This is a genomic window from Frigoribacterium sp. PhB118 (assembly GCF_003751725.1).
Lineage (GTDB): Bacteria > Actinomycetota > Actinomycetes > Actinomycetales > Microbacteriaceae > Frigoribacterium.
On record NZ_RKID01000003.1, the window covers coordinates 295,599 to 311,767 of the forward strand.

Sequence of the window (16,169 nt, forward strand, 5' to 3'; positions counted from 1 at the left end):
CCCGCCGGCACCCGGTCTACCAGCGGGGGTGGACGGCCTCGCGGAAGTACTGGTCGTAGATGCGGACGACCTCGCTGTCGAGCCCGTCGTCGAGCTCGCCGACGCTGCCGGCCGCGGCGTTCGCCGTGGCCTGCGCGACGTTGCGCGCTCCGGGGATGACCGTGCTGACGCCCGGCTGCTCGACGATCCAGGCGAGGGCGGCCTGCGGCACGGTGACGCCGTCGGGGACGGCCGCGGCGAACTCCTGCGCGGCGGCGACGCCCTGCTCGAAGTCGACACCGCTGAAGGTCTCGCCCTGGTCGAAGGCCTCGCCGTGACGGTTGTACGTGCGGTGGTCGTTCTCGGCGAACGTCGTCTCGGTCGTGTACTTGCCCGACAACAGTCCGCTGGCGAGGGGGACGCGCGCGATGATGCCGACGCCGGCCCGTCGTGCGGCCGGCAGCACCTCGTCGAGGGGCTTGAGACGGAACGCGTTGAAGATGATCTGCACGGTCGCGAGGTTCGGTCGGGCGATGGCGGTGAGGGCCTGGGCGGTCTCTTCGACGCTGACGCCGTAGGCACGGATCGCACCGTTCTCGACCAGCTCGTCGAGGGCGTCGTAGACCGCATCGCTCTCGAAGACGGGGGTGGGCGGGCAGTGCAGCTGCACCAGGTCGAGCGTGTCGACGCCGAGGTTGCGACGCGAACGGTCGGTCCAGGCCACGAAGTTGTCGCGGACGTAGTTCGACGGCACCTGGTCGAGCCGACGGCCCATCTTCGTCGCGACAGTGAGGGGCACGTCGGGGTTCGACGCACGGAAGCGCCCGATGATCTGCTCGCTGCGCCCGTCGCCGTACACGTCGGCGGTGTCGAAGAAGGTCACCCCGGACTCGACGGAGGCGCCCAGCACGTCGAGCGCGTCGCTCTCGCTGACGTCGCCCCAGTCGGCACCGAGCTGCCAGGTGCCGAGACCGATGACCGAGACGGGACGGTCGGCGAGGAAGGGTGAACGGGTTCCGAGGGTGCGGCTCTGCATGCCGTCGAGCCTAGCCACGCCGCACGTCGACCCGCCCAGACTGCGAGGGCTCAGCGGCGCGACGCGTTCACGCTGCGGACCAGCGCGTAGGCGACGACGACCGAGACGAACGCCGCGAAGAGGAACGCCGCCCCGAACCCGGCCTGCCCCTGCAGGAGCCGGACGAGCCCGACGATCGCGAGAGCAGCGGCCAGCATGCCGAACACGCGCGCGACGACCGACTTCACGCGGCGTGCGGCCCCGGCCCGACGGCCGCCTCGTCGACGCGACGACACGGTCACCCGAGGCGACGAGCCGAGGCGACCGCCGCCTCCTTCGCCTCTCGCAGTTCGCGCGTCGCTCGCTCGCGGGCGGCCTCGGGCATCGGCAGCCGGTCGCTGAGCGTGAGGTTCGTCGCGATCGTCTCGACCCGCATGCCGAGCGTCGCCCCCAGGACGATCTCGAGGACCGGGGTGGCGTGGTCCCAGCCGGCCGTGGGCGTGCCGTCGTCGTAGGCGCCGCCGCGGCTGGTCACCACGACCGCGGGTCGTCCGAGCATCGGCTGCTGGTCGTCGCCGTCGAAGGGCGCGGTGACGCCGGGCAGGTGGACGTTGTCGACCCAGGCCTTGAGCGTCGAGGGCAGCGAGTAGTTGTAGAGCGGGGCACCGATCAGGACGACGTCGGCGGCGACGAGCTCGGCGATCAGGGCCTGCTGCAGAGCCTCGTGGGCGGGATCGGGGGCGTCGCCCGGCTGCCGGAGCCGCGGCGGCCAGTGCAACGAGCTGTCGCTCAGGTGAGGCAGCGGGTCGACGTGCAAGTCGCGCCGGGTGACCGTGTGGTCGGCGCCGAGGTCGCGCCAGGCGTCGGCGAACGCCGCGGTGATCGCACGGGAGCGGCTCGTCGTGAGGTCGGCGGACGAGTCGAGGTGGAGCAGGTTCGGCATGCGCCCACCGTAGCCGGGGCGACCGACACGGTCGGCGAGGTTGCACACCGGGTGGAGACACCATAATCTCGTGTCAGCGAATTATGACTTGAGGTGATAAGTCATAAAAGTACGCGCCCGGATTCTGACTTGTGAGGTGCCGTGACCGCCGCCTGGCCGCCGCTCGACCACGAAGAGGTCGCATGGATGCCGTCCGGTCGCCCGACGGCCGGATTTCGTGCCGAGCCGTTCGGGTCGACCGTGTTCCGCGCGGCGGTGCCGCCCCTCATCGGCGCACTCGACCCCGCTCCGTCGCCCGAGGTCCGCGCTCTGGCCGAGGACGCCTCTCTCGAACTGACTCGCTTCGATGCCACCCTCGGCGGCGAAGTGGCGGCCTTCGCCCCGCTCCTGCTCCGCAGCGAGGCCCTCGCCTCGTCGCGCATCGAGAACCTGACCGCCAACGCCCGATCCGTGTTCTCGGCCGAGCTCGGGGATGAACGCAAGCGCAACGCGACCCTGATCGCGGCGAACACACGCGCCATGTCGGCCGCGATCGACCTGGCGGACGAACTGACCAGGGCGTCCGTCCTCACGATGCACGCCACGCTGATGGCTGCGGACCCACGACACACTCCGGGCGCCCTCCGGAACGAGCAGGTCTGGATCGGTCGGAGCAGTGCCAGCCCCCTCGGTGCCGAGTTCGTCGCCCCGGTCAGCGCGCGGGTCCCCGGACTCCTCGACGACTGCCTGGAATTCGCACGACGCGACGACCTGCCCGTCCTCGTCCAGGCGGCCGTGACGCACGCCCAGTTCGAGACGATCCATCCGTTCACCGACGGAAACGGTCGGACGGGGCGCTCCCTCACCCAGGCGATGCTGCGGTCCAAGGGGGTCACGCGGTCCGTGACGGTGCCGGTCTCGGCAGGCCTGCTGACCGACGTCGATGCCTACCACCGAGCCTTGACGGCGTACCGGGCAGGTGAACTCGACCCCATCGTGCGATTGACGGCCGAGGCGTCCCTCCGGGCAGTCGCGAACGCCCGGACGCTCGTCGACGAGCTCCACGACGTCCGGGCATCCTGGTCGACCCGCGTCACCGCGCGGAGCGACTCGTCGGTCTGGCGCCTGCTCGACCTGCTCGTCCACCAACCCGTCCTCGACGCCACGACGGCCGCCTCCCGGCTCTCGCTCGCCCCGAGCAACGTCTACCCCCTGCTCCGACGGCTGGTCGAATCGGGAGTGCTGAAGGAGAAGGCCGAGTACAAGATGGGCACCATCTGGCGCGCGGACGATGTCCTCGAGGCGTTGGACGCGTTCGCGGCACGCTCGGGACGCCGAGGCGAGGCCACCGTGCTGAGCTGAGCCCCTCGGCGGAATGTCGGTGGTGCAGAGCAGGATGGCAACGATGACCGACGTGCTCGACCGCTTCTCCCCCGCGACCCGTGAGTGGTTCCGGGGGGCGTTCGCCGCGCCGACCCGGGCTCAAGAAGGCGCCTGGACGGCCATCAGCCAGGGCGACCACGCCCTCGTCATCGCGCCGACCGGTTCGGGCAAGACGCTCGCGTCGTTCCTCTGGTCGATCGACTCGTTGGCCTCGTCACCCCCGCCCGACGAGAAGCTGCACCGCACCCGGGTCCTCTACATCTCGCCGCTCAAGGCGCTCGGCGTCGACGTCGAACGCAACCTCCGTTCACCGCTCGTGGGCATCACCCAGACCGCGAGACGCCTGGGCACCGAGGCTCCCGACATCACGGTGGGCGTGCGCTCCGGCGACACGAGCTCGAGCGACCGCGGCCGTCTCGCCCGCACGCCGACCGACATCCTCATCACGACGCCCGAGTCGCTCTACCTCATGCTCACGTCGCAGGCGCGCGAGACCCTCAAGGGCGTGCAGACGGTCATCATCGACGAGGTCCACGCCGTCGCCTCGACGAAGCGCGGTGCCCACCTGGCCCTCTCGCTCGAACGCCTCGACGCCCTGCTCGAGAAACCCGCCCAGCGCATCGGGCTCAGCGCGACCGTCCGGCCGCCCGAAGAGGTCGCGCGGTTCCTCGCCGGCCCGGCACCGGTCACCATCGTCAACCCCCGCGCCGACAAGAAGTTCGACCTGCGGGTCGTCGTCCCGGTCGACGACATGACCGAGCTCGGCACCGCCGCCCCGCTCGAGGGCTCGGCCGCCGGCGCCGCGCCGCAGGGCTCCATCTGGCCCCACGTCGAAGAGGGCATCGTCGACCTGATCGCCGCGCACCGCTCGACCATCGTCTTCTCGAACTCACGCCGCCTGGCCGAACGCCTCACGGCCCGCCTCAACGACATCTGGATCGAACGCCAGGGCGGCGACCTCGAAGCCGCCGAGCGTGCCACCGAGGAGGCGCGGGGCCAGCTGGTCACCGCCGGCCCGGTCGGCGACGACGCGGCCGCCGACGCCGTCGACCCCTTCGCCCCGGCACCCGCCGCGCAGCGCAACCCGGCCGTCGGCGGCGGGGCGCCGGCCCAGCTCATGGGCGGTTCGGGGCAGACCGCCGGCAGCGATCCCTTGCTCGCCCGGGCCCACCACGGCTCGGTGTCGAAAGACCAACGCGCCCTCATCGAGGACGACCTCAAGAGCGGCCGACTGCGCTGCGTCGTCGCCACGAGCTCGCTCGAGCTCGGCATCGACATGGGTGCGGTCGACCTGGTCATCCAGGTCGAGTCGCCGCCGTCGGTCGCCAGCGGCTTGCAACGCGTCGGCCGCGCCGGGCACCAGGTCGGCGAGACCTCCCGCGGCGTCCTGTTCCCCAAGCACCGGGCCGACCTGATCCACTCCGCCGTCGCAGCCGAGCGCATGGTCGCCGGGCTCATCGAAGAGCTGCGCGTGCCGACCAACCCCCTCGACGTTCTGGCCCAGCAGACCGTCGCGGCCGTCGCCCTCGACGAACTCGACGCCGACGCCTGGTTCGACACCGTGCGTCGCAGCGCCCCGTTCGCCACCCTGCCGCGCTCCGCCTTCGACGCCACCCTCGACCTGCTCAGCGGCAAGTACCCCTCCGACGAGTTCGCCGAGCTGCGACCTCGCATCGTCTGGGACCGCGTGCACGGCACCCTGACCGGTCGCCCCGGGGCCCAACGCCTCGCGGTGACGAGCGGGGGCACCATCCCCGACCGGGGTCTGTTCGGTGTCTTCATGGTCGGCGAGAAGGCCGCCCGCGTCGGCGAACTCGACGAAGAGATGGTCTACGAGTCCCGGGTCGGCGACGTGTTCGCCCTCGGGGCCACGAGCTGGCGCATCGAGGACATCACGCACGACCGCGTGCTCGTCTCGCCCGCCTACGGCCAGCCCGGTCGCGTCCCCTTCTGGAAGGGCGACGGCATCGGCCGCCCGGCCGAGCTCGGCAAGGCCATCGGCGGCTACGTCCGCGAGCTGTCGAACTCGAGCGAGGCCGACGCCACCACGCGCGTCGCCGCCGGTGGGCTCGACGAGCGCGCGGCACGCAACCTCATCGCGTTCCTCGGCGAGCAGAAGGCCGCCACGTCGTACGTGCCGACCGACACCACCCTCGTGGTCGAGCGCTTCCGCGACGAGCTCGGCGACTGGCGCCTCATCCTGCACTCCCCCTACGGCATGCAGGTGCACGCGCCGTGGGCACTGGCGGTCTCGGCCCGCATCCGCGACCAGCTCGGGGTCGACGGCGGGGCCATGGCTGCCGACGACGGCATCGTCGTGCGCATCCCCGACACCGATGCCGAGCCTCCCGGGGCCGAGCTGTTCTCGTTCGAGCTCGACGACCTCGACGAGATCGTCACCGAAGAGGTCGGCGGCTCCGCCCTGTTCTCGTCACGCTTCCGCGAGTGCGCCGCCCGGGCCCTGCTGCTGCCCCGGTACAACCCCGGCAAGCGGTCGCCGCTCTGGCAGCAGCGTCAGCGCTCGTCGCAGCTGCTCGACGTCGCCCGCAAGTACCCGCAGTTCCCGATCGTGCTCGAGGCCGTGCGCGAGGTGCTGCAGGACGTGTACGACCTGCCGGCCCTGATGAGCCTCACCCGCGACCTCGCCAGCCGCACCGTGCGCATCGTCGAGACCGAGACCGAGGTGCCCTCGCCCTTCGCCCGGTCGCTGCTCTTCGGCTACGTCGCGGCCTTCATGTACGAAGGCGACTCGCCGCTCGCCGAGCGTCGTGCGGCCGCCCTGTCGCTCGACTCGAGCCTGTTGCAAGAGCTGCTCGGCCGGGCCGAGCTGCGCGAGCTGCTCGACGCCGACGTCATCGACCAGCACGAGCTCGAACTGCAGCGCCTCGCCCCCGACCGCCGGGCCCGCGACATCGAGGGCGTCGTCGACCTGTTGCGTCTGCTCGGCCCGCTGACCACCGACGAGATCATCGACCGCAGCTGGCTCGCGGCGACCCTCGTCGCCGGTGACGTGGCCGCCCGCGACGACGCCCACCGCGCGCTCGAGACCGCCCTGACCGACCTCGCCTGGTCGAACCGCGTCCTGCGCTTCACCCACGCCGGCACGGTGCGCTGGGCCGGCATCGAGGACGCCTCGCGCCTCCGCGACGCCCTCGGCGTCGCCCTGCCGATCGGCGTGCCGACCGCCTTCGTCGAACCGGTCGACGACCCGCTGGGCGACCTCATCGGCCGGTTCGCCCGCACCCACGGCCCCTTCACTCCCGCCATGGTGGCCGACCGTCTCGGCCTCGGCACCGCCGTCGTGATGGACACCCTGCGGAAGCTCGCCACCCAGCGTCGCGTCGTCGAGGGCGAGTTCCGCCCCCGACAGCAAGGCAGCGAGTGGTGCGACTCCGAGGTGCTGCGCCGACTGCGCGGCAAGTCGCTGGCCGCGCTCCGGCACGAGGTCGAGCCGGTCGCCCCCGAGACGCTCGGGCGTTTCCTGCCCGCCTGGCAGCACGTCGCCACCGGGCTCAAGGGGTCGGGCCTGCGCGGCCTCGACGGCGTCGTGCAGGTCGTCGACCAGCTCAGCGGGGTCTCGCTGCCTGCCTCGGCCTGGGAGTCCCTGATCCTGCCGGCCCGCGTGACCGACTACAACCCGTCGATGCTCGACGAGCTCACGGCCACCGGCGACGTCATCTGGTCCGGCACCGGCACCCTGCCCGGCAACGACGGCTGGGTCAGCCTGCACCTCGCCGACGGAGCCCAGGTCACCCTGCCCGAGCCGTCCGGAGCCGAGACCGACGACCTGCAACGCGAGGTGCTGGCGGCCCTGGCCGGTGGCGGGGCGTACTTCTTCCGCCAGTTGTCGGACGCCGTGGGCAGCACCGACGACGACGCCCTGGTCACCGCCATCTGGCAGCTCGTCTGGGCCGGGCAGATCACCAACGACACGTTCGCGCCCCTGCGCACCCAGGTGGGCGGCGGACGCACGCCGAGGCCGCGCACCCCGACGCGGTCGCGCTCGTCGTACCGCAGCCGCGGCCGGGTCGCCATGCCTCGACAGGCGGGCCCGCCCACCGTCGGCGGCCGCTGGTCGCTGTTGCCGCTGGCCGAACCCGATGGCACCGTGCGCGCCGCCGCGACGGCCGAGATCCTCCTCGAACGGCACGGCGTCGTCACCCGCGGCGCGGTCGTCAACGAGGGCGTCCGTGGCGGCTTCTCGACGGCCTACAAGGTGCTCAGCGGCTTCGAAGAGACGGGGCGGGCCCGACGGGGCTACTTCGTCGAGGGCCTCGGGGCGGCCCAGTTCGCGACCGGGCCCACGGTCGACCGCCTGCGGTCGTTCGTGCGCGACGAGGGCGACCGCCGCGACGACGACACCCTCGTCGCCGCGGGTCGTCAGCGCGACGTGCCCGTGGTGACCCTGGCCGCCACCGACCCGGCGAACCCCTACGGGGCGGCCCTGCCCTGGCCCGGGCAGACGCTCGACGGCGCCTCCGCCGACGAGGCCGCGGCCGTGGCGAGCGCGGCGGCACGAGCCGCCACCGCGGCGGCGGCGACCACGGCGACCGGAGCCGGGGAGCGCGCCGAGGCGGGCTCCGCCGCCGGCTCGACCCGCGCCTCCTCGGGGGGCGACGACCGGGCGACGAGCGACACCCCAGGAGGCGCGGGCGGCAAGAAGAAGTCCGGTCACCGCCCGGGGCGCAAGGCCGGTTCACTCGTGGTGCTCGTCGACGGGCGGCTCGTCGTCTACGTGGAGCGCGGTGGCAAGACGGTGCTGACCTTCGGTGAGCCCGACGAGCGCGAGCTCGCCCTGGCCGCGGGTTCGCTGGCCGCCACCGTGCGCAACCGCATCGGCAAGCTCGCGGTCGAACGGGTCGACGGCGAGTTCGTGCTGGGCACCGCGCTCGGCGACGCCCTGCGCGACGCGGGATTCGCACCGACGCCGAGCGGCATCCGGCTGAGGGCCTGACCGATGCCCGAAGGAGACACCGTCTACCGCGCCGCCAAGAACCTCGACGCGGTCCTGCACGGCCAGACGCTCACCGCCAGCGACTTCCGGGTGCCGGCGTTCGCGACCGTCGACCTCAGCGGTGAGGTGATCGACGACGTGATCGCCCGCGGCAAGCACCTGCTGCACCACATCGGCGACCTGACGCTGCACACGCACCTCAAGATGGAGGGCTCGTGGCACGTCTACCGGCACGGCACGAAGTGGAGACGTCCGGCCTACCAGGCGCGCGTCGTGCTCGAGACCGCCGACTGGGTCGCCGTCGGGTTCGACCTCGGCATCGTCGAGCTCGTGGCCCGCGACGACGACGACAGCGTGGTCTCGTACCTGGGCCCCGACCTCCTCGGCCCCGACTGGGACGCCGCGCGCGCCCTCGCCAACCTCGAGGCCGACCCGTCCCGCGAGGTCGGGCTCGCCCTGCTCGACCAGCGGGTGCTGGCGGGTGTCGGCAACGTGTACCGCAACGAGCTCTGCTTCCTGAGGGGCGTGCTCCCGACCCGTCCCGTCGGCGAGGTCGAGAACCGACCCAAGATGATCGACCTCGCGCACCGGCTGATCCAGGCCAACAAAGACCGCGTCGACCGCACGACGACCGGCAACCTCCGCGGCACGACCGACTGGGTCTACGGCCGGGCGGGCAAACCGTGCCTGCGCTGCGGCACCAAGATCAAGAGGGGCGAGCTCGGCGAGAGCGAACTCGAGCTGCGCGACACGTACTGGTGCCCTCACTGCCAGAGCTGACGGTCGCGTGCACGACCGCCACGCCGGCACGCCGCCACGCCGCCACGCCGCCACGCCACCACGATGTGAACATCCCGCCACGCAATCGTGTGGCGGGATGTTTACATCGTGGCGGCATGGGTCGGCGGCCGAGCAGCGCCGGGATGCAGGGGCGATCGGCAGGGCAGGGTCCGAGCGCCCGAGAACCCGAGCGCCCGGCCGTCCGGCCGCGTGTGACGCCCCGTGACGCGGATCGGCGTCGGTCCGAGGTGACGTGCCTACGATCAGCGACACCCGACGGCCGTACCCGGCGAGCCCGTCAGCGCGAGAGGACGACCATGTCGAACAGCAACCCCACCGACACCCGCAGCACCGCCAGCACCCCCGCCCCCACCACCATCGCCGAGCAGGTGACCGAGTTCAACGAGGGGTTCACCGCGCAGATCGGCCCCGACTTCTCGAAGGTCTTCGACGACGAGCAGAGCACCCTGCGCGAGGCCGGCGTGCCCGACGACGCCGTGCGACCCGGCGACACCGTCGTCGAGGCGACGCTGTTGACGCCCCAGGGCACCGAGGTCTCGCTCGCCGAGACCGTCGGCGAGGGGCCCGCCGTGCTCGTCTTCTACCGTGGTGCCTGGTGCCCGTACTGCAACCTGACGCTGAAGACCTACCAGACCGAACTGCTGCCGCGCCTGCGGGAGCGCGGCGTCGCGCTCGTCGCGATCAGCCCGCAGACCCCCGAGGGCTCCGAGGCGTCGGTGACGAACGGCAGCCTGGAGTTCCCCGTACTGTCCGACCCGGGCAACGTGCTGAGCGGCGCGCTCGGCATCCGCACCGAACCGAGCGCCGACGCCCGCACCGTCCACACCCAGCTCGGGTTCGACGTCGCCGACAGCAACGCCGACGCGACGGGCGACATCCCCTTCCCCACCGTGCTCGTCATCGACCACGACGGGGTCGTCGTCTTCGCCGACGTCTACACCGACTACACGACGCGGACCGAGGTCGACGAGATCGTCGCCGCCCTCGACCTGCTGGAGGCGCGCGCCGCCTGACCCCGCCCGGTCACCCCGCCCGGTCACCCCGCGCGGCCTGACCCCGCGGGTCACCCCGCCCGGTCACCCCGTCCGGTCACCGCGACGCGTCACCCCGCCCGGTCACCGCGACGCGTCGCCCGAGGTCGGCACGGGCCAGACGTAGTCCAGGTCGACGGGTTCGTCGCCGAACGCCGCGGCGTAGGCCTCGGGTGCCTTCGCCAGCAGCTTCGACCGGTGTGAGCGGTGGACGTCCTCCCGACCGAACCACGGAGGCAGCTCGAACTCGTCCGCGCGGAACGCCGCCGCGTCGGCGGGGACCTCGTCGAGGGTGGCCAGCGTCTTGTCCAGGCAGGTGTCGGCGAAGCCCCGAGCGACCCACGCCGCGCAGGTCTCGACCTGGTAGGCCATCAGCGCCGGCCGGTACCCCCGCCACATCGCGGTGACCGGATGGCTCTGCCAGCCGTAGCCGGGCACGACGAGCGCCCGCATGACCTGGAGCGTCTCGACCCGCTGCTTGCCGAGCCGCTTGTCGTCGAGCACCTCGGCGCTGGCACGGAAGTCGGCGTAGGGGAGGAACGTCTGCACCGCACCAGCCAACACGCCCGTGCGGGACGACGGGCGGCCGTCGAGGACGTGCCCGGCCCGGACGATTGCGAACACCACCCCTCGCCATGCGGTCCCCCGGGCGCGCATCCGCCTACCCTCGATCGAGGTGACCGGCCCGAACCTGGTGCACCCCGTCACGGTCGAGAGGACCCCATGTCGAACGCCGACTCCCCCATCCCCACCCGCATCGCCGACAAGGTGACCGAGTTCAACGAGGGCTTCAACGCCGAGATCGGCGCGGACGCCACGAGGGTCTTCGACGACGAGCAGTCGGGACTGCGCGACTCGGGGGTCCCCGCGGCCGCCGTCCGGGTGGGCGACACGATCGTGGACGCGACGCTCGTCACGACCGCCGGCGACGAGGTCTCGCTGTCGGAGACCGTCGGTGAGGGCCCGGCCGTCCTGGTCTTCTACCGCGGCGCCTGGTGCCCCTACTGCAACCTGACGCTCAAGACCTACCAGGCCGACCTGCTGCCCGAACTGCGGGAGCGCGGCGTCGCCCTGGTCGCGATCAGCCCCCAGACGCCCGAGGGCAGCGAACGGTCCGTCGCGAACGGCGGCCTCGAGTTCCCGGTGCTGTCCGACCCGGGCAACGTGTTCGTCCGGGCCCTGGGCATCCAGACCGAGCCGGTCGCGGCCGCCCGTGCGGTGCACTCCGACCTCGGATTCGACGTCGCCGACAGCAACGCCGACGCGACCGCCGACGTTCCGTTCCCGACCGTCCTCGTCGTCGACCGCGACGGCAAGGTCGTCTTCGCCGACGTCCACGTCGACTACACGACCCGCACCGAGGTCGACGAGGTCGTCGCCGCCGTCGACGCGCTCGACACGCCCCCGGCCTCCTGACCGGCACCGCGCCTCCTGCGTCGCACCGCGCCTCCTGACCGGCACCGCGCCTCTTGCGCCGCACCGCGCCTCCTGAGGCCGAGGAGGCGCGCCCGGCCCGGCCCCGCCGGTCACGCCCCGCCGGCCAGTCCCCAAGGCACAGCGCAAGGACCCCGTCCCCGACGACGGCCCCCGAAGGATCGGGATGCATCGTCCGGGACGGGGTCCTCCGTCGGTCGGCGGTGCCGCTCAGTTCGGACGGCCACCAGCGTCGACGGCGGGTGCCGGGGCGGCGGCGTCCTCGCCGAGACCGACCCGCGAGTGCCGACGCCCGTAGGCGAAGTACACGACGACGCCGATCACGAGCCAGACGGCGAACCGTGCCCAGGTGAGCGTGGTCAGGTTGAACATCAGCCAGACGCAGAGCACCGCCGACAGGATCGGCAGCACGGGCGACAGCGGCACCCGGAACGCCCGCGGGAGGTCGGGCCGGGTGCGCCGCAGCACGATGACGCCGATGCTGACCAGCACGAAGGCCGACAGCGTGCCGATGTTGATCATCTCCTCCAGGACGCCGACGTCGGTGAACCCGGCGATCAGGGCGACGAGCACACCGGCGATGACCTGGACGCGCACGGGCGTCTTGCGGACGGCCGAGGTCTTCGCGAGCCAGCGGGGCAGCAGGCCGTCGCGTGCCATCGAGAAGACGATGCGGGCGAGGCCGAGCAGCAGCACCATGATGACCGTCGTCAGGCCGATGAGGGCTCCGATGGCGATGACCTGGGCGGCCCAGCCGACGCCGACCAGGTCGAAGGCCGTGGCCAGGGTCGGGGCCTCGACGGCGGCGAGGTCGCGGTACGACACCATGCCGGTGAGCACGATGGACACCATGACGTAGAGCACGGTGACGATGGCCAGGCCCAGGAAGATGCCGCGGGGCATGGTCTTCTGCGGGTTCTTGACCTCTTCGGCGCTGGTCGCGACGACGTCGAACCCGATGAAGGCGAAGAAGACGAGCGAGGCGCCGGCGAGCAGGCCGAAGACGCCGTACTGCGCGGGCTCGGCACCCGAGACGAACGAGAAGAGGGACTGCGTCCAGACGTCTCCCTCGCCGGCCGGGCGGGGCTGCGACGCCGGGACGAAGGGCGTGTAGTTCGACGACTTGACGAAGAAGAAGCCGACGACGATGACGAACAGCACGATCGCGACCTTGATCACGGTGAAGACGCTGCCCACGCGCGAGCTGAGCTGCGTGCCCAGGACGAGCAGCACGGTGAAGAACGCGACGATGACGAACGGCGCCCAGCTCAGCTCGAGCGGCCCGATCGACAGGGTGTCGGGCACGTCGAGACCGAAGCCGGAGAACACGGTGCTGAGGTAGATGCCCCAGTACTTGGCCAGCACGGCCGCCCCGGTGAGGGTCTCGAGGATGAGGTCCCACCCGATGATCCAGGCCAGGAACTCGCCGAGGGTGGCGTAGGTGAAGGTGTACGCGCTGCCCGCGACGGGGATGGTCGAGGCGAACTCGGCGTAGCACATGATCGCCAGGCCGCAGGTGACGGCCGCGAGGATGAACGACAGCGTCACGCCCGGGCCCGCGAAGTTCGCGGCGGCGTTGGCGCCCACCGAGAAGATGCCGGCCCCGACCGCGACGGCGATGCCCATGAGGGTCAGGTCGGTGACGCCGAGCGAGCGCTTCAGCCCGTTCTCGGGTCCCGTCGAGTCGGCGAGCGACGACTCGACCGACTTCGTGCGCCACAGGGTGCTGAGACCCCGGGCCTTGGGGACGGTGCTCATGCTGCCTCCTGGGTGGTGCGGGCGATGGGGTCGCCCCGTCTCGGGGGACGACGCGCCAGCATACCGGCGGACCGGCCGCGTCTCGTAGCATGGCGGGCGAGGGGGGCATCGTGGACGGACGACCGTGGCAGCCGACGCGTCCCGAGCGCCCGGCGGCAGCCCGGGAGGCGCGGGCCGGCTCCCCGGCGACGCCCGCCTCCGCGACCGGTCACCCCGACGAGCACGCAGCCGACGTCGATGCTCGCGACGGGTACGACGGGGTGGAGGCCACCGGAGCAGGACGGCGCGCGGGGCGACCCCCGCTGCAGGCGGTCGGACGCCGGACGGGTCGGGCGCTGCGCCGGGGGTGGAGCCGCGCCTCCCGGGCTCGCCGCCTCGGGCTGACGGTCGGCGCCGTCGCCGTGGTGACCGCGCTCGTCGCCGGCGCGGGCCTCGCGATGCAGCCGCGGTACGACGAGCCGGTGCGCCCCGCGATGCTCGTCGACGACCTGCGGTCCGAGCCCACGGCGACCGTCTGGCGGACCGACCTGGCCGGTGCGGCCACGCCCGGCATGCCCTCGGGGTGCGCCTACTACGCGTTCGCCGGGATGGTCGGCGACGACGCGCTCGTCACCGCCCAGTCGGCCGAGCAGTCCGACCGTTGCGGGGGTGCCGGAGGGCGCCTGGCCCGGGTCGACGGCGACACCGGTGACGTGGTGTGGAGCGCGAACGTGGCCACGGCCCTGGGGCGGGCGGTGCGGTCGGTCCGGGTGACGCCGGACGCCGACGGACGCACCGCCACCCTGGTCGTCGAGGTCGACGCGGGTTCGACCCTGGCCCGGCTGGACCTGCGGACGGGCGAGGTCACCGACTGGTCGTCGGCGGTCGAGTCGTCCGATCCCGACCAGGTGACGCGCATCGAGGAGGTCTCGTCGACGACCGTCCTCGTCTCGCACCAGCCCCGGACGAGGTTCGGGCCCGACGGCTCGGGTCCGACCACCGAGGAGGGCGACGTGACGGGGTACGAGCTCCGTGCCCTCGACGCCCCCGACACCGTGTCGTGGCGAGCCGACGAACCGTCGCAGGCCACCGTGAGGCTCGTCGACGACGAGTTCTACGTGCTGACGACGGCCGGCGACGGATCACGGGTGATCGACGCCGCCACCGGTGACGTGCACCGCCTGCCGATCGACGACGACACCTACGGCTGGCCCGAGGCGGCCGGCGACCACGTCGTCGTGACGCTCGCCACCCCCTCCGGGCAGCAGCTCGTCGCCTTCTCGCAGGACCGGCCGGGCACCGTGGACTGGTCCGCCGACCTGTCGGGCGACGCCTCGTTGATCGTGTCGGACCGGTGCGTCACGGTCACGGCCCCCGTCGTGAGCGGCGACCCGGTGGTCGCCGGGCCGAGGGGCTCCGACGACGCGGGCGACACCGACGCGGGCGGCACCGCCGACGCGGACGGACCCGTGGGTCGGAGCGCGGTCACCTGCCTGTCGCCCTCGACCGGCGAGACCGTGTGGTCGACCACGGTCCCGGTCGCCCGCGGACAGACGGTGCAGTCGGGGTGGAACCCCTCGCCGAGCTCCGCCTTCGACGACGTGCAGGTCACCGTCTCACCGTCCAGCGACTTCGGCGACGAGACCTCGACCGTCACGACGTTCGACGCCCACGACGGGCGCGTGGTCTTCGAGGCGACCCTGCCGGGGTACTCGGCACCCCTCGCCCAGGCCCGCACGACCGTCTACCAACAGACCTTCGGGGTCGACGGGCGTCTGGCGATCGTCGCCCTCGACCGGTCGAGCGGCCGCGAGCTCTGGCGGACGTCGCGTGACGACGTGCTGACGTACGAGTTCTGGGGGCAGCACCTGGTCGTCGTGACCCAGGACGGCGTCGTCCGACGCCTGGCCGATCCGACGGCGGTGGCCGACCGCTGACGTCACGGCTGCGGCGCCGACGAGCTCGGCTCAGAGCAGCCGGTCGAACCGCTGCGTGGGCCGCTTCAGCAGCGAGTGCTCGAACGGGTCGCCCGCGGCCACCCACCCCTCGCTCTCGTAGAGCCCGACCGCGGCGACGTTGTCGAGGAGCGCGTGCAAGGCGACGCGGTGGTGGCCGAGCGCGCCGAGCTGGCGGGTCGCCTCCCTCAAGAGGGCACGCCCCAGCCCGCGCGCCTGGGCGCCGGGCCTGGTAGCCAGCAGGCCGACGACGGGGGCGTCCTCGGGGTCGCCCGGCAAACCGCTGCCGGGCCGCGTCGCGAGCACGAAACCGTCGACGCCACGAAGCCCGTCCACGTCGGGCCCGTCCACGTCGGGACCGTCCGCGACGGGCGCGTCCACGACCAGCCAGACGACGCCCGCGCCGAACTTCGGCCGGGCCCGCTCGGCGACCCCGTCGAACGCCTGCCCGTCGCGTGCGGCGCACGCCGCGACCCAGACGGCCAGGCACGCCTCGACGTCGGCCGGCACAGCACACCGCAGTTCGTGCACGGCACCGTGACTAGACACGGTGGGATGCACGAGACGCGGTGCGGTGCCACACGACCCGGTTCGACACGGACTACCCCCGCACCAGCAGCGGGAACACGAACACCGCGAAGAGGAAGAACGCCGCCATGACGCCGAACACGACGTAGGTGCCGCGACCGACGACCCGCTGACCGGAGGCCTCCCGGCGCTGCAGCACGCGGCGACGGTAGATCACCTGGATGACCACGAGCACGACGATCGCCAGGGCGAGGATCGAGATGACGACGGCTTCGATGGCGCGGCTCCTTCGGGGACGGGCGACGAGAGGGCGAACGGGCGGCGCCGCTCGTGCACCGGCGGGCGGGACCGGACGGCCCGCACCAGCCTAACGGCCGACCCCGGGAGCCGAGGAGGCGCGGGTCGCGACCTCGGGACCGCTCACGGCCCG

The 16,169-nt window shown here is 72.7% G+C and carries 13 protein-coding genes; 6 read left to right on the forward strand and 7 right to left on the reverse strand.

All coding sequences use genetic code 11. The features are described from left to right. Nucleotides 1-16: 16 nt before the first annotated feature. Genes EDF21_RS10935 through EDF21_RS10945 form a run of 3 tightly spaced genes read right to left on the reverse strand, consistent with a single transcriptional unit; the run spans nt 17 to nt 1,937 of the window. Nucleotides 17-1,015 carry an aldo/keto reductase gene (locus tag EDF21_RS10935; protein WP_056043777.1) on the reverse strand — a complete coding sequence of 333 codons (999 nt, stop codon included), beginning with the start codon at nt 1,013-1,015 and terminating at the stop codon, nt 17-19. 50 nt (nt 1,016-1,065) lie between these two features. Further along, on the reverse strand, nt 1,066-1,242 hold the full coding sequence (locus EDF21_RS16740) for a hypothetical protein (RefSeq protein ID WP_157485182.1): 177 nt from the start codon (nt 1,240-1,242) through the stop codon (nt 1,066-1,068). A 50-nt stretch (nt 1,243-1,292) separates the two neighbouring features. Beyond that, on the reverse strand, nt 1,293-1,937 hold the full coding sequence (locus tag EDF21_RS10945; protein ID WP_123571490.1) for an FMN-dependent NADH-azoreductase: 645 nt from the start codon (nt 1,935-1,937) through the stop codon (nt 1,293-1,295). Between the two features lie 141 nt (nt 1,938-2,078). On the opposite strand from EDF21_RS10945, the gene EDF21_RS10950 reads away from it, so the two are divergent. The 4 genes from EDF21_RS10950 (at nt 2,079) to EDF21_RS10965 (ending at nt 10,067) form a co-directional block, all read left to right on the forward strand. Further along, nucleotides 2,079-3,278 (forward strand): Fic family protein, encoded by a 1,200-nt coding sequence (locus EDF21_RS10950; RefSeq protein ID WP_123571346.1) that lies wholly within the window; start codon nt 2,079-2,081, stop codon nt 3,276-3,278. Between the two features lie 43 nt (nt 3,279-3,321). After that, nucleotides 3,322-8,253, forward strand: coding sequence for a DEAD/DEAH box helicase (locus tag EDF21_RS10955; RefSeq protein WP_056043783.1), 4,932 nt, complete (start codon nt 3,322-3,324; stop codon nt 8,251-8,253). A 3-nt stretch (nt 8,254-8,256) separates the two neighbouring features. After that, nucleotides 8,257-9,033: an Fpg/Nei family DNA glycosylase gene (locus tag EDF21_RS10960; RefSeq protein ID WP_123571347.1), complete on the forward strand. Its 777-nt coding sequence runs from the start codon at nt 8,257-8,259 to the stop codon at nt 9,031-9,033. Between the two features lie 317 nt (nt 9,034-9,350). Then, nucleotides 9,351-10,067, forward strand: a complete 717-nt coding sequence (locus EDF21_RS10965; RefSeq protein ID WP_123571348.1) for a peroxiredoxin-like family protein — start codon at nt 9,351-9,353, stop codon at nt 10,065-10,067. Nucleotides 10,068-10,169: 102 nt separating this feature from the next. On the opposite strand, the gene EDF21_RS10970 is transcribed toward EDF21_RS10965, so the two are convergent. Continuing rightward, nucleotides 10,170-10,634, reverse strand: a complete 465-nt coding sequence (locus EDF21_RS10970; RefSeq protein ID WP_123571491.1) for an MSMEG_6728 family protein — start codon at nt 10,632-10,634, stop codon at nt 10,170-10,172. Between the two features lie 174 nt (nt 10,635-10,808). Between EDF21_RS10970 and EDF21_RS10975 the strand changes: the two genes are divergently transcribed. After that, nucleotides 10,809-11,501 carry a peroxiredoxin-like family protein gene (locus EDF21_RS10975; RefSeq protein ID WP_123571349.1) on the forward strand — a complete coding sequence of 231 codons (693 nt, stop codon included), beginning with the start codon at nt 10,809-10,811 and terminating at the stop codon, nt 11,499-11,501. Between the two features lie 228 nt (nt 11,502-11,729). Here EDF21_RS10975 and EDF21_RS10980 read toward each other — a convergent pair whose 3' ends face one another. Further along, nucleotides 11,730-13,277: an APC family permease gene (locus EDF21_RS10980; protein WP_056043796.1), complete on the reverse strand. Its 1,548-nt coding sequence runs from the start codon at nt 13,275-13,277 to the stop codon at nt 11,730-11,732. A 110-nt stretch (nt 13,278-13,387) separates the two neighbouring features. On the opposite strand from EDF21_RS10980, the gene EDF21_RS10985 reads away from it, so the two are divergent. Continuing rightward, nucleotides 13,388-15,193, forward strand: a complete 1,806-nt coding sequence (locus EDF21_RS10985; RefSeq protein WP_148053691.1) for a PQQ-binding-like beta-propeller repeat protein — start codon at nt 13,388-13,390, stop codon at nt 15,191-15,193. A gap of 30 nt (nt 15,194-15,223) precedes the next feature. Here EDF21_RS10985 and EDF21_RS10990 read toward each other — a convergent pair whose 3' ends face one another. Continuing rightward, entirely contained in the window at nt 15,224-15,760 is a 537-nt protein-coding gene (locus tag EDF21_RS10990) for a GNAT family N-acetyltransferase (RefSeq protein ID WP_148053692.1), read from the reverse strand. A 52-nt stretch (nt 15,761-15,812) separates the two neighbouring features. Next, nucleotides 15,813-15,968 carry a hypothetical protein gene (locus EDF21_RS16745; protein ID WP_156155614.1) on the reverse strand — a complete coding sequence of 52 codons (156 nt, stop codon included), beginning with the start codon at nt 15,966-15,968 and terminating at the stop codon, nt 15,813-15,815. Nucleotides 15,969-16,169: the final 201 nt, after the last annotated feature.